Origin of the sequence: Erwinia sp. (genome assembly GCF_049696395.1) — a bacterium.
Taxonomy (GTDB): domain Bacteria; phylum Pseudomonadota; class Gammaproteobacteria; order Enterobacterales; family Enterobacteriaceae; genus Erwinia.
In genome coordinates this window covers 1-17,345 of the sequence record NZ_JBAVTT010000045.1, presented here as the reverse complement: position 1 = coordinate 17,345, position 17,345 = coordinate 1, and the positions used below count along the sequence as shown (strand labels likewise).

Sequence of the window (17,345 nt, the reverse complement as noted above, 5' to 3'; positions counted from 1 at the left end):
CAGGCGAACTCGTCAGCGGGCGTGGAGTGCTCTTTGGCGATTTCCTGCGCCTGTTCCGAAGTGGTTTCAGGTTTGAGCCAGTCCAGCACAGCGGATGTGTTCAGAACCAGCGGGCGGCGGTCATGGATATCGACCAGACCTTTATCGCTGGCAGCGGTGACAATCACAAAGCCTTCATTCTCGTTCTGCTTGTCATAGGGAGCCTTGCCGATTGCAGCGAAGAATATCGGTTTTCCAGATTCGTGATAGATGAAGTAAGGCTGCTTCTTGCTGCCGTCACGCTTCCACTCATACCAGCCATCGGCCATAACAATCGCCCTGCCGTGGTTCCATAGCGGTTTGAACATGCGGCCGGTGGCAGCTGTTTCCATTCGGGCATTAATCAGTGGTGCTTTATCCCACCACTCGGGCCCATACCCCCAGTGAACCGGGTCAAGATGAAGGGAATCATCGCGCATGTTGAGCAGAAGGACGTTAGTGCCCGGCGCAACGTTGTACCGGCCTATAGGGTTATCGTCGTAGGCAATATCACGCTCTACCTGATCGGCAAAGTCCTTCAGGTACTCTTCTCTGGTTCGATACTGAGTGAATCGTCCGCACATAGGTACCTCCTGCATTGAGCTTAGCAGCACAATGAGTGGGTTGTGACAGTTAGCATGGCATGGTTTATTTGTGTTAAAGATTCCTATGGTTGGGCCGATGAACTTTTCACGGGGATCGCCCCGGTTTATCTAAAGGAGGAGAAGTGATGAGCTTTGACTGTTTAATTTTCAAAGATGGGCAGGAACCTTTTATTTGGGATGTTAAATCTGACATTGGAAGTTTTGAAATTGTCGATACAGCCCGAAGCGTGTATGAGACGTTTTCAATTACGAGAATCGAAGAGATTGAGAAATCAACCGGAAAGCCAGCCTTGTTTATTGTTGCTAACAAAGCAGGCGTAAGCCGTGAGGAAATCACTGAATGGATACAGGTTCGAAATCCAAGGCCTGTGAGATATTTCTAACATTCCTAAGCCCGCCAAGTGCGGGTTTTTTATTATCTATAGGAAACCCAAATGACGCATCCAGACCCAATTGATGAAGCAGCAGCACGCGAACAACAGATGATTGAGCAGGCGCTGGCGAATCGCCAGAAGCCGAAAATGGTATTCACCGGTGAGTGTCACTACTGCGAGGAGCCGATCGACAGCGGTCACTTTTGTGATGCTGAGTGTCGCGCTGACCATGAGCGATTTGTACGGGCTGAGCAGCAGCGGAGGGTTTCATGACTGAAGCAGAGCAGGCCTTCGAAAACTATCTGGATGAGGTGATAACCCATGCCGGTGCCACGGGTAAGCGGCGACACGTCCACGCGCTTGGCTGGAAAGCGATAGCCGCTCAGGTCTGGGTCGATTGCATGGAGAGGCAGAATGTCGCCAGAGTCTCAGAACGCGATCAACAGCACAGCCCGAGCTGCAGTTAAAGAATTCACCAACAAATCCAATACGCTCACCTACCGCCAGATACTCGATAAACACGCCAAGCGAATTGAAACCCTGATACCCACAAAGCATCGTGGCCGGGCATGGTTGTGGCTGAATTGTGTGTGTCAGCGGTTGGGGCGTGGATGAGGAGATGCAATGAGCAAAAATTACGCCGATTGGAGTATCACTCTCTATGCCACCTGCCCAAAGTGCGAAGAGTATTTCGACCTCATCGAACAAGATGATGATTTTTGGGTAGATGGCGGCCGGGCTGAGATATGTGAGCACGACACCCCACGAACCACAGATGTAGAAGTCGAATGCCCCAAATGCGGGCATGAATTCAAGGTTGATTTCTGCAATTGATCACCCTACCCCACATCATCATCGCAATAGCATTCGCAATCATCGCCTGGGCGGTGTTTAACAAACTCTGAACGAGGTCCTTTATGCCACTTATAACGCTCAACGAGTGGGGCCAGAGGCTGCCTGTACCCCGCTCACAGGAAACATTACGTCGGTGGAATCGGGCCGGTAAAATCTACCCGGCCCCAACGTTCGACGGTTATCAATATCTGGTAGAAGAAAATGCAGTCAAAATTAACCCAGCCAAGCCTGGCTGCCTACCGTCATCGCCAGTTACTGGCTCATTAACATCAAGGATTAAGCATGGCCGCACGGAGAAGAAGCCATAGTACGCGCGATCTACCGCCAAATTTATACGTTCGAAATGATGGTTATTACAGTTTTCGCGACCCAAGGACGGGGAAGGAGTACGGCTTAGGGAGGGATAAACGCTACGCGGTAAACCAAGCTGTAGAGGCCAATATGTCGATGATTGGTTCTATGCCAAGTCCAGGGCTTCTCGCACGAATCGAGGGTGTAACTCAGCTGAGTATTGGGGAATGGATGCCCGAGTATCTCAAGCTGGTTGAGCTAAGAGGAGTTAAGCCTAAAACACTTTCAGACTATGTGAGGATGGGAAAAACAGTGACCTCTTCATTGGGAGAGGCTTCAATTTCTGGTGCAGATACGCGCATGCTCGTCAAGTTCCTGTCACGGTGGCGGGATGAAGGTAAGACCACTATGTACAATCACCTGCGCTCATTCTTACGAGACTTCTTCTCTACAGGAATTGCGGAAGGCGTTGCAAAAGAAAACCCAATGGAGCACATCAAAAGTGGCCGGGTAGAAATCACCCGCGAGCGACTAACCTTTGCGGTTTTAGAAGAAATCTGCAAAGAGGCTGCCAGGCTAAATGATTGGGCTAAACCCTGCATAGAGCTGGCCCTACTTACTGCTCAGCGCCGTTCAGATATCTTCGCCATGATGTGGCAGCACATACCGAACAAGAGACTGCACATCACCCAGCAGAAGACCGGTTCGAAAATCGCGATCGATACAGCGACTGGCCTGAACACCCTCGGCAAAACAATTTCTGTGGTGCTTGAAGAGTTGAAGGCGCTCAGAACTTCTACCGACCGCACCTGGTTGTCAGTCCTGCCTATTTCAAACCTCGCCCTAATCACTAACACGTTTGCAGCAGCCAGGAATGCTACGGGCATCGAATGGTCAGGAACGCCGCCATCCTTCCATGAAATTCGGAGCTTGTCGGCGCGACTTTACGAAAAAGAAAAGGGAAAGGACTTCGCTCAGAAGATTTTGGGCCACAAGAACACTCAGATGACCGATAAGTACATCGATAACCGGGGTTCGGATTGGGTGGAAGTTTAGAGTTAATTTAGAATGATTTTGAATTGATGGACTTAAGATACTGATATAATTGCGGTTAAAAAACACGACACTGTAATTATGTCAGTATCCGCGCTCACGCTCCACCCTTTAGGTGACAGTCAGGCGGAAACTGTGCCAGGCTATCGCCCACTTCAGACAGCACTTTAGAGGGAAAGCTAATGACTATTGAACGTCTCGATCCAGAACACCGTATGTCCGAGGCCGTCATCCACAATGACACCGTGTATTACACCAGCGTGCCGGAAAATCTGGATGAAGATGCAGAAGCGCAGACTGCCAATGCCCTGGCAGTGATTGACAGGATCCTGACCCGTGTAGGTTCGGATAAGAGCAAAATTCTTGATGCGACCATTTTCCTGGTCCACAAAGAAGATTTTCAGGCGATGAACCGTGCCTGGGATGCCTGGGTTTCGCCAGGCAATGCACCGGTGCGCTGCACCGTTCAGGCCAATCTGATGAACCCGAAATATCTTGTAGAAATCAAAGTCATTGCGGCCAAATAAGTCGCTAGCAGGTGTTGTTTACGGCTTAAACAACGCCTGCCGCCCTTCTGCTGAAGGGAACACGCAGCGCACATCATGTGCACATCCCGCTACGACCGTCAATGTGTGTGGGCTGGCAGGTTTTAACACTTTCCGATCGTACTTCGCGTAGTTCTCACCGCGATCCAACCTGAACTCTCCCTGAGCCATTGCCGCACACGACTTATCCAGAATCCGCCAGTAACGCCCTTTCCCCTTGCCGTGATCGTCTCCGCCTTCAAGATAACGAACCAACGCTGAACGGTAACGCTCTCTCGCCTCAGTGGCGTTTTCCGCCAGCCATGCCGGGAGGTTGCTGATTCCGTATTTATAGTCGTTAGCCGCAGGACAGGCTTTGGCGACTAAAGGATCAAAATAGAGCCAGCTACCTGGATCCGCCACCACATAACGTAGCGTCACCCCTGCAGGAGCATGGGAGAACGCGATGTAATGTTGCACAAACTGCCCACCAGCAGAAAAACCAGCAACGGTGACTTCGCGAATTGCAGGCCAGCGTTGTTTAAGATGACCGATCAGGGCATCAAGCGCAGAGAAGGCAGAAATCTTTTCGGCGCTATCTTTCCCGCCATCCAGCCAGGAGTGACAATTCCATAACGCATCCTCAGGTAATGCAGCAGGCAAGCCTGAGGACCAACAATGGCTGGCATCCGCAGTGGATACCTGAAACAGGGGGGCGACAATGGCGATGTCTTTGGTGTCGGGTGAGGCAGCGGCCGCCTGCGAGGCTGCCGTTAAGGTGTTGCCAACATCGCGAGGATGACCGTGCAGGACAATTAGCACCCTGCTTATATTGCTACTGGCAGGAGTCAGCGAGTAGTAGTGAAAATTGCCAGCGTTGGCAGGCAGTGCAAAGGTATGTTCATACGCCCTGGCCGGCCAGATCTGCTTAGCGGCTGAAGCCTGCGGGATGACAGGCATCCAACAGGCCAGCAGCACCATCAGCTGCGCCAAACGGAAAAGTGATTTACCGAGTGTCCGCAGCCTGCTCATTAATAGTTTTCGTCTTCTTCGTCTTCGTCGCCGTAATCCTGCTCAATGTCTTCGTCTTGTTGATTGTTTTCTTCTTCATCATCTTCGTCGAAAGACATCGGGATCATTTCGCCGGTGTGGTTTTCGCGGATTTCAGCAGCCACCAGTTGGATCGCCTGTCCACTGCTCATGCCTTCAGACATCAGCTGCTGGATGCGTTCAACGGCCTGTTGCTGCTGCTCATAGGACAGCGAAGGTAAACCTGTAATCATATCTACTCCTGGTCTCTCGCGCGGCGTATTCCACGCGCAACAAACAGATGCCTGCAGCAAAAAAATATGTCAGGCTTAGCACCTGTTATTGATCTGACCTGCTGAATTATCATGTCACCTGTTTATTATCCTCTTGAGTATACGCCGGAAGCCATCGGGAATCTGTTTGGTTTTGTTGCCCATCAACCCTGGGCAATGCTGCTGCATTCCGGTTTTGCCGAGCACAGTGATAATCGCTTCGATATTATGGTTGCCGATCCCCAAACCACGCTGATTACTGAAGGGAAAATCACCCGAATTCAGCACGGCGATGGTGTGGAAACCAGTGAGGAAGACCCGCTCAGTTTACTGGACAAAACGCTACAACAGAGCGGCTTAAAGGCAGCAGAGCACGCGGATTTTCCCTTCCAGGGCGGTGCACTTGGTTTATTTGGTTACGATTTAGGCCGCCGCTTTGAACGGTTGCCTCAGTTGGCTTTGGCCGATTTGACGACGCCCGATATGGCTGTAGGTATTTATGACTGGGCACTAGTCGCCGATCACCACCTCAAAGCACTGACCTTAATTGTTCATGGTGAGGGTGAAAACCGGCTCAACTGGTTGCAGGCGTTAAGTGCTGGCAAATCTATCGCGCCCTTCCGCCTGACCAGCCAATGGCAATCAAACCTGACGCGTGAAGAGTACGGTGAGAAATTCCGCCATGTGCAGCAATGGTTGCGCAGCGGCGACTGCTATCAAATCAACCTCGCTCAGCGATTCCAGGCCAGCTATTGCGGTGATGAGTGGCAGGCTTTTAAACGGCTGAATGAGCAGAATCGTGCGCCTTTTAGCGCTTTCCTGCGTCTGCCCGGCAGCGTTATTCTCAGCCTGTCACCTGAACGCTTTTTGAAAATGACCGGTGACAGGATCGAAACCCGGCCTATAAAAGGCACGCTTCCAAGACTAAGCGATCCCGAAGCCGATCGCCTGCAAGCGCAGAAACTGGCGAACTCACCAAAAGATCGCGCGGAAAACGTAATGATTGTTGATTTGCTACGCAATGATATTGGCCGTGTTGCCCAACCTGGCAGCGTAGCGGTGCCGGAACTGTTCGTCGTGGAGCCTTTCCCGGCAGTACATCATCTGGTCAGTACAGTCACAGCAAGGTTGAAGCAGGGGTTAAGCGCCTGCGATCTGTTGCGCGCCTGTTTCCCAGGCGGTTCTATTACCGGTGCGCCAAAGGTCAGAGCGATGGAGATTATCGATGAGCTGGAACCCCACCGGCGAAATGCCTGGTGTGGCAGCATTGGCTACCTTAGCGTTTGTGGCAAAATGGATACCAGCATTACCATTCGCACCCTCACCGCCGAGCAGGGAAACCTTTACTGCACCGCTGGCGGAGGGATCGTTGCAGACAGCCAGGAACAGGCTGAGTATCAGGAAACTTTTGATAAAGTGAACCGAATTTTGCCCTGTCTGGAGCAACCAGATGTCTGATGCGCACCTGACGCTTAACGACTTCCTCAGCCGTTTTTCGCTGCAGCGGCCTGACATCTCCCCGACCCAACTGCCTACCCGGCGGGCTGCGGTGTTGGTGCCAATCGTTGATCGTCCCCGCCCAACATTGTTACTGACTCGCCGCTCTGCCACCTTGCGCAAACATGCCGGTCAGGTCGCTTTTCCCGGCGGGATGATGGACCCGGAAGATGCCTCTTTAATCGCCACCGCCTTGCGTGAAGCTCAGGAAGAAGTCGCCATTCAACCTGAGAGCGTTCGGGTGATTGGTGTGCTGCCAGCGGTCACCAGCAGCACCGGTTTCCAGGTGACTCCCGTTGTCGGGATTATTTCACCCTCTCTGGACTGGCACCCGAATGAAGGTGAAGTTGAATCTTTGTTTGAGATGCCGTTGCAGGAAGCGCTGCGTCTTGGCCGTTACTCTCCGCTCGATATTCAGCGTTACGGCACCTCGCACCGCGTCTGGCTCTCCTGGTTTGAAGACTATTTCATCTGGGGAATGACGGCCGGGATCATTCGACAGTTAAGTCTTCAGGTGGCCAATCAGGTCAGAATTGATTGATTTTCCGACATAACCGCTACGAACCTTCGCCTCAGACAGTATTTTTCACCTGCTCCTTCCTTATACCATGCGTTAAATCACTGCATAAAAGGCAGGAATCATTTATATTGCACCGCATTAACTCAGCAAGAGGTGACTGCTGCGGATGACGATTATTTTTGCCCTAATAGAAATTGGGCAAACTTCAGCATCAACTCAGTCCAAACGGTGGTTGTCATAACTTTCTTGTCTGACAATGATGAGTTAATTTCATGCGATCATTCCTCTCAGGATGATTACTATTAAAGCAGTATTTTACCGACCTTCAGGCTCAGTTAAGGAGCGTAGTGTGATTAGCGTTTTCGACATGTTCAAAATCGGTATTGGTCCTTCCAGCTCCCACACTGTGGGGCCGATGAAAGCCGGTAAACTGTTTGTCGACGATTTAGTGGCTAACGGCATGTTGGACAGCGTGACGCGCATTGCGGTGGACGTTTACGGCTCTCTCTCCTTAACCGGTAAAGGCCACCATACCGATATCGCCATTATTATGGGCCTTTCTGGCGCCTCGCCGGAGAGCGTGGATATCGATGGCATCCCGGCTTTTATCCGGGATGTGGAAGATCGTCAGCGCCTGCTGCTGGCCAATGGCAGCCATGAGGTCGACTTCCCACGCGAAGGTGGCATGGTCTTCCGCAGTGATAATCTGTCACTGCATGAGAATGGCATGCGGATCACCGCGCTGGCTGGGGATAAGGCGATCTTCAGCAAAACCTATTACTCCATCGGCGGCGGTTTTATCGTTGATGAAGAGCATTTTGGCCAGTCAACGCTGGACGAAGTGTCCGTGCCCTATCCGTTCAACTCAGCCAAAGAGATGCTGGATCACTGTCACCAGACGGGTCTGTCACTCTCCGGCATGATCATGAAGAACGAACTGGCGTTGCACAGCCGTGCCGAAATCGAAGCCTACTTTTCTGACATCTGGCAGAGCATGCGCGACTGTATCGATCGCGGCCTGAATACCGAAGGCGTGTTGCCCGGTCCGTTGCGCGTGCCTCGCCGTGCTTCTGCCCTGCGCCGTCTGCTGGTCTCTTCAGACAAACTGTCTAAAGATCCGATGAACGTCATCGACTGGGTCAACATGTTTGCGCTGGCCGTTAATGAAGAGAACGCGGCTGGCGGACGTGTGGTTACCGCTCCCACTAACGGTGCCTGCGGTATCGTTCCGGCGGTGCTGGCCTATTACGATCATTTCATCGAGTCAGTCAGCCCGGATATTTTTATCCGCTACTTCCTGGCCTGCGGTGCCGTTGGCATCCTTTATAAAATGAACGCCTCCATTTCCGGCGCAGAAGTCGGTTGTCAGGGCGAAGTGGGCGTTGCCTGCTCAATGGCCGCTGCCGGACTGGCAGAACTGCTGGGGGCCAGCCCGGAGCAGGTTTGCGTCGCCGCTGAAATTGGTATGGAACATAATCTGGGGCTGACTTGTGATCCGGTTGCTGGTCAGGTTCAGGTTCCCTGCATTGAGCGTAATGCTATTGCCTCGGTGAAAGCGATCAACTCAGCGCGCATGGCGATGCGTCGCACCAGCGAAGCCCGCGTTTCATTAGATAAAGTCATTGAAACTATGTACGAAACAGGCAAGGACATGAATGCCAAATACCGTGAAACTTCTCGCGGTGGGCTGGCGATTAAGGTTCAGTGTGACTAATTTCGATCGGTTTACTCCTCTCTGATCCCCAGCGCCGCCCGTGCGGCGGCGCTTTTACTCGTTTCACTAAATAAATTTCATTCCCCCGCTATCCGATTTTGCTGGAAACAGCTAGAGTGTTCTGGCGAATAAAGCAGGATAAGTGACTGTTTTAGTTAATTCTGCTTTTCTCACTTCTAAGACTAAACTTAATTTTTTATTTGCCGATAACATGGATTCGGTCTCTGTGTGTGCGTCTTGATCTAAGGGTGGTTACTGATGCAAATGTCCCAGGAAGTTTTCGGACAGTTTCGCCGCAAGCGATTGTTGATCGCTGTGGTGGTTGCCGCGTTGGTGCTTATTCTTACGTTGACCTTCCGTTATATGGAAGAAAAAGGGCGAATTGAGCAGCACTCGCGGGGGTTTGCGGATAATGCGATTCAGCGTTTTGATCGGCTGTTTTCTCCGCTTGATGTGGCTGCCAATAATACGCTGGGTCTGGTTGGGCTACCTTGCGATCAGGTTCGCTTTCCGCTGATTGAAAAACTGGCCTCGCTGCAAACGGTGCGCTCCATTATCCTGGTGGATAAAGATGAAATGTATTGCTCCAGCATTTTTGGTGCCAGCAATATCAGTTTCAGTCAGCTCTATCCGGAGCTGGCAGTGAACAATCAACGCATGATCCTGAGCACAGATGAACATCTCCTGAAAGGGTCGCCGGTCCTGCTGTTGTGGACACCCCACGATAACAATAACCGTTCCGGGATCCTGCAAATCATCAATATAGAGATGATGAGCACCTATCTGCTCGAACCTACTCTTCCCTGGGTAGAACGCGCGGTGATCAATGTTGGCGGGAAAAGCCTTGAATACGGCAACCCAATGATAGAGGAAGCTTTGCCTTCTGAAGATGAAGTCAGCTATGAAAAAGCCTCTTTACGCTATCCGTTTTCAATAACCCTTTTCGGACCTTCGCCCTCTAAACTTGCGCTGTCGACCCTGCCTTCCCAACTTCCGCTGGCCCTGCTGTTAAGCCTGCTGATGGGGTATATCGTCTGGCTGGCGACGGCAAACCGCATGAGCCTTTCCTGGCAAATCAGCTATGGCATCACCGCGCGGGAATTTATGGTTTACTGCCAGCCGTTGATCAATTCAAAGACCGGTGATTGTGACGGTATAGAACTGTTGCTGCGCTGGCACAATCCACGCCAGGGCTGGATCCCGCCGGATGTCTTTATTCCAATGGCGGAAAGGCAAAAACTTATCGCCCCTCTGACGCGCTTCGTGCTGCGTGAGATGGTGCGTCATCTGCCACAAATGCCGACCTGTCCAACGTTCCATATCGCGATTAACGTTGCTGCCAGTCATTTCCATAACCGTGAGATTATTGACGATCTACAACGTCTGTGGTGGCCAGCCAATCCGGTTCCGCAACTGGTTGTGGAACTGACCGAAAGGGATTCGCTGCCAGAGGTGGATCAGCGTGTGGTGACCCATCTGCATAAGATTGGTGTGAAGCTGGCGATTGATGACTTCGGTACCGGTCACAGTTCGCTGTCTTACCTGAAAACGTTGAGCCCGGACGTCCTGAAGATCGACAAAGTCTTTACGGCGGCAATCGGCACGGATGCGATCAACGCGACGGTAACGGATATGGTGATTTCTTTAGCACAGCGCCTGAATATCAGCCTGGTGGCTGAAGGCGTGGAAACGGCTGAACAGGCTGACTATCTGCGGGAGAAAGGCGTGGATGTCTTGCAGGGCTATTTCTATGCTCGTCCGATGCCGCTTGGCGACTTCCCGGAATGGCTGAACCAGCATAAGTTAACGCTGACAGCCTGATCAATAAGGGGGGATCCTTCCCCCCTGTTCTCAACGATTACTCGTCTTCATCTTCTTCATGACGTTCCCGCGCCCGCGTCACACGCACCAGATCGATACGGTAATCCGTGGCTTCGATAATCTGGAAAGTGACGGGTGGCAACTCGATCACTTCGCCGGGAACCGGTAACTGCCCTTTCTGCGCTATCAGCAAGCCTGCCAGAGAAGCGTGATCCTCTTCAGGATTGACCAGCACCTGGGTGTTCAGCAACTGTTGCAGCGAGTGTAGATCCGTCCCGCCTTTGACCAGCCAGCCTTCACCATCAGCAATAATGTCCGGCGTTTCATCTTCATCCGGGAACTCACCAGCGATAGCTTCCAGCACGTCCAGAGGCGTAATCAGGCCCTGCACCATGCCAAACTCGTTAGTCACCACCACGAAGCTGCCCTTAGCCCGGCGTAACACGCCCAGCAGATTGATCGGGTCCAGCGTTTCTGGAACGATGATCGGCGGCGTTGCGGCGGCAAAGGTGGCCACGTCAATGCCGTGATCCAGCGCCACCAGCAGCTCTTTTGCCCGCACCACGCCGATGATTTCATCCAGCTCACCACGGCAAACCGGGAACAGGCTGTGCGGAGTATCCAGCAACTGCCTGCGCACTTCATCCAGCGGACGCTCAGCATCAACCCACGAGATCTCGCCACGCGGCGTCATAATGCTGCGTACGGAACGGGAGGCCAGCGTCAGCACGCCGTTAATCATGTAGCGCTCTTCATCCTTGAACGCTTCCTGCGGCATGATAGCGGCGACTTCACTGCCTTCCGCACTTACCATCTCCTGACCACGGCGGCCGCCCATCAGACGCAGGATCGCTTCTGCGGTGCGCTCTCGCATCGGTTTTCTGGCCTGATGGCGCATGAAATTGACCCGCGCTATCTGGTTGAACAGCTCAATCAGGATTGAGAAACCAATCGCCGCGTACAGGTAACCTTTCGGAATATGGAAACCAAACCCTTCTGCAACCAGGCTCAGACCTATCATCAACAGGAAGCTCAGACAGAGCACGACTACCGTTGGATGCTGGTTAACAAAGTTAGTCAGCGGTTTCGATGCCAACAGCATCACACCCATCGCAATCACCACGGCGGTCATCATGATCGCCAGGTTGTTCACCATCCCTACGGCGGTGATCACGGCATCGAGCGAGAAGACGGCATCGAGGATCACAATCTGCACCACAACGGCCCAGAAGCTGGCATAACCTTTATTGCCATCCGCTTCGTGTTCACGGTTCTCCAGCCGTTCATGAAGTTCCATGGTGGCCTTGAAGAGCAGGAATACCCCCCCCGCCAACAGGATCAAATCCCTCCCGGCAAAGCTGAAGTCACCTACACTGAACAACGGACGGGTTAACGTCACCATCCAGGAGATCAATGACAGCAGGCCCAAACGCATGATCAGCGCCAGCGAAAGACCAATCAGTCGGGCTTTATCACGCTGCTTTGGTGGCAGTTTTTCCGCCAAAATGGCAATAAAGACCAGGTTATCAATACCCAGAACGATTTCGAGCACGACCAGCGTCAGCAGACCGGCCCAGATTGAGGGGTCTAAAAGAAATTCCATTACAGACTCCGGAAACAGGTACGGGAAAGCGCAGCAGGCGTTCGAACAGACACGATGCGGACGGTAACGCAGAGGGGGTGAGTGTTGTTGTCAGATGACAAGGTAAAACTGGCCGGTTGACCCGGTAAGATGATTAAGCGACGTCGGTGACAGTCCATAGGGAGGGCTGAGGCCCGTTACTCCTGTGTTAAATAAGGATCCCTACTGTAAACAGGCGCCCGGATTTCGTCAAAATATTTTATTACATTTACATTGAAAGCCTGCTTTTCGTGCTGCTCTTTTGAGCGATAGCGCTTTCGTGGGGATTCAGCATCTAAATAACTGAGCAAGGTCACATAATTTATTTTTTCGCAGACTAAAATAAATCCCGTCTTAACTCTGGGTCAGACAAAACCAGCTAGTCATTTTAGGGGTTTTACTTATTCAGCAGCATAACAGTACGTTCGATCCACGTTAGGGTGAAAACCTGAAACAGGATACTCGCGCGGCTCATCTGTCTTATCGGGTCGCTGAAAATTGGATAAGGAGGGTAGCAAGTGACTATTGCTATTGTGATCGGCACGCACGGCTGGGCCGCGGAGCAGCTGATAAAAACAGCTGAAATGCTCCTTGGGGAACAGCAAAACGTTGGGTGGATTGATTTCGTTCCCGGCGAAAATGCGGAAACCCTGATCGAGAAATATCAGGCGAGACTGACCGATTTAGAGACCAGCAAGGGTGTACTTTTCCTTGTGGATACCTGGGGAGGCAGCCCGTTTAATGCCGCCAGCCGTATCGTTGTAGATAAAGAGAATTATGAAGTGATCGCTGGCGTCAATATTCCGATGCTGGTTGAAGTCTTTATGACCCGTGATGATGACCCAAGCTTTGATGAGCTGGTAGCCGTTGCCGTTGAGACGGGCCGCGAAGGTGTCAGAGCGTTAAAAGCCAAAGAGCCAGAACCTGCTGTTGCAGCTGCCCCTGTCGTTGCAGCGCCAGTTAAAGCCGCTCCTGTGGCCCAGAAAGCGATGGGGCCAAACGATTATATGAAGATTGCCCTGGCGAGGATCGATGACCGTTTGATCCACGGACAGGTTGCTACCCGCTGGACTAAAGAAACCAACGTCACCCGTATTATCGTGGTCAGTGATGAAGTGGCTGCCGACCATGTGCGTAAAACACTGCTGACTCAGGTTGCGCCTCCTGGCGTCACTGCCCATGTGGTGGATGTCGATAAAATGATCCGCGTCTGGAATAACCCGAAATACGCCGGCGACCGCGTAATGTTGCTGTTTACCAACCCTACCGATGTAGTACGTCTGGTTGAAGCTGGAGTAAAAATCCCTAGCGTCAATATAGGTGGCATGGCATTCCGTCAGGGGAAAACGCAGGTTAACAATGCCGTTTCAGTTGATGAAAAGGATATTGTGGCTTTCAAAAAGCTGAATGAACGTGGCATTGAACTGGAAGTGCGTAAAGTCTCCAGTGACCAGCGCCTGAAAATGATGGACCTGATAGCCAAAGTGGCTCAGTAAGTTTCACTTATTATTGCCTGATCTGTCAGGTTTAACTCAGTTCTCGAATGTCAGAGGAGAAGTACAATGGAGATCTCCACTCTTCAAATTGTGCTGATATTTATTATTGCCTGTATTGCAGGTATGGGATCAATTCTCGATGAATTTCAGTTCCACCGTCCACTTGTGGCTTGTACCTTAATTGGTGCCGTTTTAGGCGATATGAAAACCGGTATTATCATCGGTGGTACGCTGGAAATGATTGCCCTGGGTTGGATGAACATTGGTGCAGCCGTGGCACCGGATGCCGCTCTCGCCTCTATTATTTCGACCATCCTGGTTATTGCCGGCGGGCAAAGTGTCGGTGCTGGTATTGCGCTGGCTATTCCACTGGCCGCTGCTGGTCAGGTTCTGACGATTATCGTTCGTACCATTACCGTTGCCTTCCAGCATGCTGCTGACAAAGCGGCGGAAAAAGGCAACTTGTCTGCCATCTCCTGGATCCACGTTTCGGCCCTGGTTCTGCAAGCGATGCGTATCGCTATCCCTGCGATTATCGTAGCCGTGTCAGTAGGCACCAGCGTTGTTCAGGGTCTGCTGGAATCCATCCCTGATGTGGTGACCAACGGCCTGAATATTGCCGGTGGCATGATCGTTGTCGTAGGTTATGCGATGGTGATCAACATGATGCGTGCGGGCTATCTGATGCCTTTCTTCTACCTCGGTTTCGTTACCGCGGCCTTCACCAACTTTAACCTGGTTGCGCTGGGTGTGATTGGTGTGGTGATGGCGGTGCTGTATATCCAGCTGGCGCCGAAATATAACCGCGTGGCGGGTGGTCAGGCTTCCGGCCCGGCAACCAACGACCTTGATAACGAATTAGACTAGGGAAAAGGTGAGTAAAATGGTTGATACCGCAACAACTACAACTACCTCAGCTCCGCTGAAAAAACTGACGCCAGGCGATGTGCGTGGTGTATTCCTCCGCTCTAACCTGTTCCAGGGGTCGTGGAACTTCGAACGTATGCAGGCGCTGGGCTTCTGTTACTCCATGGTCCCAGTGATCCGTCGCCTCTATCCTGAGAATAACGACGACCGTAAGCAGGCGATCAAACGCCACCTGGAGTTCTTTAACACCCATCCTTACGTTGCCGCACCGGTGCTTGGTGTGACTATGGCAATGGAAGAACAGCGTGCGAACGGCGCGCCAATCGATGATGCCGCCATTAACGGCATCAAAGTGGGTCTGATGGGACCGCTGGCTGGCGTAGGTGACCCGATTTTCTGGGGGACTGTGCGTCCGGTATTTGCTGCTCTGGGCGCAGGTATTGCGATGAGCGGAAGCCTGCTGGGTCCATTACTGTTCTTCGTGCTGTTCAACGTGGTACGTTTGCTGGTGCGCTATTACGGCGTGGCTTATGGCTACCGTAAAGGCGTTGATATCGTTAGCGATATGGGCGGCGGCTTCCTGCAGAAACTGACAGAGGGGGCATCGATCCTTGGCCTCTTTGTGATGGGGGCGCTGGTCAACAAGTGGACGCACGTAAACGTACCGCTTGTGGTCTCACGCATTACCGATCAGACAGGAAAAACCACGGTAACTACCGTGCAGTCGATCCTCGATCAGCTGATGCCTGGTTTAATCCCGCTGTTACTGACCTTCGGCTGTATGTGGCTACTGCGTCGTAAAGTGAATGCGCTGTGGATTATTATCGGCTTCTTTGTGATTGGGATCTTCGGCTACTGGATTGGCCTGTTAGGTCTGTAAGTTATGCAGCCGGGGGAAACCCCGGCTTTCAGAGACCAGCCGGCATCGCTTAGGATAAAACGATGCCGGCTGTTCTTTCAGGGGAAGATAAGATGTCATTAACTGATTACGTCATCGTGCTGTTTATCGCCTTATTTCTGGCTTATGCGATTTACGATGAATTTATAATGAACCGGCTGAAGGGCCCTACTCAACTTAAGGTGCTGCTGAAGCGCCGTAACAAGCTGGACAGCCTGATTTTTGTTGGACTGGTTGCCATTCTGATTTACCAGAACGTCAACAATCAGGGACCGAAAATCACCACCACACTGCTGATGGTGCTGGCCTTCCTGTCGGTGTACCTGTTCTGGATCCGCCTGCCTAAGCTGCTGTTCAAACCCGAGGGGTTTTACTACGCCAATATCTTTATCGACTACCGGCGGATCAAGGCGATGAATCTGTCAGAAGACGGCATCCTGGTGATTGAGCTGGAAAGCCGCCGTTTGTTAATCCACGTCAGAAAGCTGGATGACCTGGAAAGTATCTATCATTACATGGTGCAACAGCAGTAGCCGCGTACGGCTGCCGATCAGGGGACTAGTTCCACATCGGCATCATCATCAGATGCCGCAGTGGCTGAAGCTTCGGCTGAGGCCACTTCCAGCGGAGCATCAACGACGATTTCAACGTCTTTTCGTTGCCACAGGCGCAGGGTAAAGTCCGTTTCGCAATCAAACTGCGTGGTGGTCGCCAGCACGCCCCACACTTCCGGGCGGGCACGCCAGGCAAACGGCGTCATCTGCAGCAGCGCACCAGACTCTTCGCTGTTCAACTGCATCGGATAATTCAGCGAATGTTGCTCTACCAGCTCAAATCCGGCCATCTCTTCTGGCGTCTCATCATGTAGCTTTACGTCCTGATAAATTAACTCTTTAAACTGAATCAGATGACGAGGACCCGGCGTTACGGTCAGCACGTAGCCCTGCTCTTTTACCACTCTCACCAGCTCTTCAGCTTTACAAGGGGCGTAAATTCGCAGTACAGCGTCAAACTGCTGTTGGGCGAAAGGCAGACGATGGCTTGAGGCAACGCAGAACTCCACGTTGTGATAGCGCTTTGCGCCAAAGCGCACGGCCACTTTAGAGACGTCCAGACCGAAAACCGCGCTCATTCCCCTGGCTTGCAATCTGTTGGCTACAGCGTGCGTGTAGTAGCCCTCACCGCAGCCAATATCCAGTACAGATGAAGAATCCGCAGGAAGGATCCGTTCGAAGATCTCACAGACCTTTTGCTGCAACGGCTGATAGTGCCCGGCATCGAGAAACTCGCGGCGGGCAAGCATCATATCGGCACTGTCACCAGGCTGCTTAGAGCGCTTGTGCTGGACTGGCAGTAGATTGATATAGCCCTCTTTAGCCCGATCAAACTGGTGCCGGTTCTCGCAGCGCAGGCCGTTGGCTTCTGGTAGCAAGGGCAGACGACAAAGGGGGCAAAGGTAAGACATAACAACTCTCCATAAACGGTCCGGGCGGCAGTTTACCGGAAAGCGACGTTCAGCGGCAGACCTTATTCGGGCCAGAATAGAAAAAGCTCCGCCATTGCTGGCAGAGCTTTTGCATTCAGATTCGTGCCTGGGTTACGCGCCACGCGGGCTGTAGCAGGCTCAGATCGAAAATTAGATAGCGGTGACGTTCACAGCAGCAGGGCCTTTCTGGCCGTCCTGAATTTCGAACTCAACGTTCTGGCCTTCAGCCAAAGTTTTGAAGCCATTGCCCTGGATTGCAGAGAAATGTACGAATACATCTTTGCTGCCGTCTGCAGGGGTGATGAAACCAAAACCTTTAGACTCGTTGAACCACTTAACCTGACCTTTAATCTTTGCCATTTTGCAAATTCCTTAGAGTGTTTATTCGCCCGTGGGCTTTACGT

General features: G+C 52.1%; 21 protein-coding genes. 15 read left to right on the top strand and 6 right to left on the bottom strand.

The features are described 5' to 3' along the window. A partial coding sequence (locus WCC56_RS06290) for an SOS response-associated peptidase family protein (RefSeq protein WP_424691555.1) occupies positions 1-602 on the bottom strand: 602 nt, incomplete at its 3' end. Positions 603-745: 143 nt separating this feature from the next. Between WCC56_RS06290 and WCC56_RS06285 the strand changes: the two genes are divergently transcribed. The 7 genes from WCC56_RS06285 (at position 746) to WCC56_RS06255 (ending at position 3,723) form a co-directional block, all read left to right on the top strand. Beyond that, entirely contained in the window at positions 746-1,006 is a 261-nt protein-coding gene (locus WCC56_RS06285) for a hypothetical protein (RefSeq protein WP_424691554.1), read from the top strand. Positions 1,007-1,057: 51 nt separating this feature from the next. After that, entirely contained in the window at positions 1,058-1,270 is a 213-nt protein-coding gene (locus WCC56_RS06280) for a hypothetical protein (RefSeq protein WP_424691553.1), read from the top strand. Beyond that, entirely contained in the window at positions 1,267-1,464 is a 198-nt protein-coding gene (locus WCC56_RS06275) for a hypothetical protein (RefSeq protein ID WP_424691552.1), read from the top strand. Before WCC56_RS06280 ends, WCC56_RS06275 begins: the two co-directional genes overlap by 4 nt. Before the next feature lie 157 nt (positions 1,465-1,621). Further along, positions 1,622-1,831: a hypothetical protein gene (locus tag WCC56_RS06270; protein WP_424691551.1), complete on the top strand. Its 210-nt coding sequence runs from the start codon at positions 1,622-1,624 to the stop codon at positions 1,829-1,831. An 83-nt stretch (positions 1,832-1,914) separates the two neighbouring features. After that, positions 1,915-2,160: an excisionase gene (locus tag WCC56_RS06265; RefSeq protein WP_424691550.1), complete on the top strand. Its 246-nt coding sequence runs from the start codon at positions 1,915-1,917 to the stop codon at positions 2,158-2,160. Next, complete coding sequence (locus WCC56_RS06260) at positions 2,135-3,199, top strand: phage integrase Arm DNA-binding domain-containing protein (protein ID WP_424691549.1); 1,065 nt, start codon at positions 2,135-2,137, stop codon at positions 3,197-3,199. Before WCC56_RS06265 ends, WCC56_RS06260 begins: the two co-directional genes overlap by 26 nt. Positions 3,200-3,378: 179 nt before the next feature. After that, complete coding sequence (locus tag WCC56_RS06255; RefSeq protein WP_424691548.1) at positions 3,379-3,723, top strand: RidA family protein; 345 nt, start codon at positions 3,379-3,381, stop codon at positions 3,721-3,723. An 18-nt stretch (positions 3,724-3,741) separates the two neighbouring features. On the opposite strand, the gene WCC56_RS06250 is transcribed toward WCC56_RS06255, so the two are convergent. Together WCC56_RS06250 and WCC56_RS06245 are read right to left on the bottom strand one after the other, a co-directional pair. Next, positions 3,742-4,752: a hypothetical protein gene (locus tag WCC56_RS06250; protein WP_424691547.1), complete on the bottom strand. Its 1,011-nt coding sequence runs from the start codon at positions 4,750-4,752 to the stop codon at positions 3,742-3,744. Next, positions 4,752-5,003 (bottom strand): YoaH family protein, encoded by a 252-nt coding sequence (locus tag WCC56_RS06245; protein ID WP_424691546.1) that lies wholly within the window; start codon positions 5,001-5,003, stop codon positions 4,752-4,754. The genes WCC56_RS06250 and WCC56_RS06245 overlap by 1 nt, the downstream gene beginning before the upstream one ends. A 111-nt stretch (positions 5,004-5,114) precedes the next feature. Here WCC56_RS06245 and pabB point away from each other — a divergent pair, with 111 nt between their 5' ends. The 4 genes from pabB (at position 5,115) to WCC56_RS06225 (ending at position 10,573) form a co-directional block, all read left to right on the top strand. Beyond that, positions 5,115-6,479: an aminodeoxychorismate synthase component 1 gene (gene pabB / locus WCC56_RS06240; RefSeq protein WP_424691545.1), complete on the top strand. Its 1,365-nt coding sequence runs from the start codon at positions 5,115-5,117 to the stop codon at positions 6,477-6,479. Beyond that, on the top strand, positions 6,472-7,059 hold the full coding sequence (locus tag WCC56_RS06235; protein ID WP_424691544.1) for a CoA pyrophosphatase: 588 nt from the start codon (positions 6,472-6,474) through the stop codon (positions 7,057-7,059). The genes pabB and WCC56_RS06235 overlap by 8 nt, the downstream gene beginning before the upstream one ends. Positions 7,060-7,387: 328 nt before the next feature. Beyond that, the gene (locus tag WCC56_RS06230) at positions 7,388-8,752 is read left to right on the top strand and encodes an L-serine ammonia-lyase (protein ID WP_424691543.1); all 1,365 of its coding nucleotides are present in this window, start codon (positions 7,388-7,390) and stop codon (positions 8,750-8,752) included. A 258-nt stretch (positions 8,753-9,010) separates the two neighbouring features. After that, a complete protein-coding gene (locus WCC56_RS06225) occupies positions 9,011-10,573 on the top strand; it encodes an EAL domain-containing protein (protein ID WP_424691542.1) in 1,563 nt (520 codons plus the stop codon). 37 nt (positions 10,574-10,610) lie between these two features. Here the strand turns inward: WCC56_RS06225 and WCC56_RS06220 are convergent, their stop codons facing one another. Beyond that, positions 10,611-12,176: a TerC family protein gene (locus WCC56_RS06220; RefSeq protein ID WP_424691541.1), complete on the bottom strand. Its 1,566-nt coding sequence runs from the start codon at positions 12,174-12,176 to the stop codon at positions 10,611-10,613. A 536-nt stretch (positions 12,177-12,712) separates the two neighbouring features. Here WCC56_RS06220 and manX point away from each other — a divergent pair. The 4 genes from manX to WCC56_RS06200 all read left to right on the top strand — a co-directional run bounded on the left by manX (position 12,713) and on the right by WCC56_RS06200 (position 15,988). Continuing rightward, positions 12,713-13,690, top strand: coding sequence for a PTS mannose transporter subunit IIAB (manX, locus tag WCC56_RS06215; protein ID WP_424691539.1), 978 nt, complete (start codon positions 12,713-12,715; stop codon positions 13,688-13,690). Positions 13,691-13,756: 66 nt separating this feature from the next. After that, positions 13,757-14,557, top strand: coding sequence for a PTS mannose/fructose/sorbose transporter subunit IIC (locus WCC56_RS06210; RefSeq protein ID WP_424691538.1), 801 nt, complete (start codon positions 13,757-13,759; stop codon positions 14,555-14,557). 16 nt (positions 14,558-14,573) lie between these two features. Further along, a complete protein-coding gene (locus tag WCC56_RS06205; RefSeq protein WP_424691537.1) occupies positions 14,574-15,437 on the top strand; it encodes a PTS mannose transporter subunit IID in 864 nt (287 codons plus the stop codon). A gap of 92 nt (positions 15,438-15,529) precedes the next feature. Continuing rightward, positions 15,530-15,988 (top strand): DUF986 family protein, encoded by a 459-nt coding sequence (locus WCC56_RS06200; RefSeq protein WP_424691536.1) that lies wholly within the window; start codon positions 15,530-15,532, stop codon positions 15,986-15,988. 17 nt (positions 15,989-16,005) lie between these two features. Here the strand turns inward: WCC56_RS06200 and rlmA are convergent, their stop codons facing one another. Then, positions 16,006-16,920 (bottom strand): 23S rRNA (guanine(745)-N(1))-methyltransferase, encoded by a 915-nt coding sequence (gene rlmA, locus WCC56_RS06195; RefSeq protein WP_424691535.1) that lies wholly within the window; start codon positions 16,918-16,920, stop codon positions 16,006-16,008. A gap of 171 nt (positions 16,921-17,091) precedes the next feature. After that, positions 17,092-17,301 carry a transcription antiterminator/RNA stability regulator CspE gene (cspE, locus tag WCC56_RS06190; RefSeq protein ID WP_001062678.1) on the bottom strand — a complete coding sequence of 70 codons (210 nt, stop codon included), beginning with the start codon at positions 17,299-17,301 and terminating at the stop codon, positions 17,092-17,094. Positions 17,302-17,345: the final 44 nt, after the last annotated feature.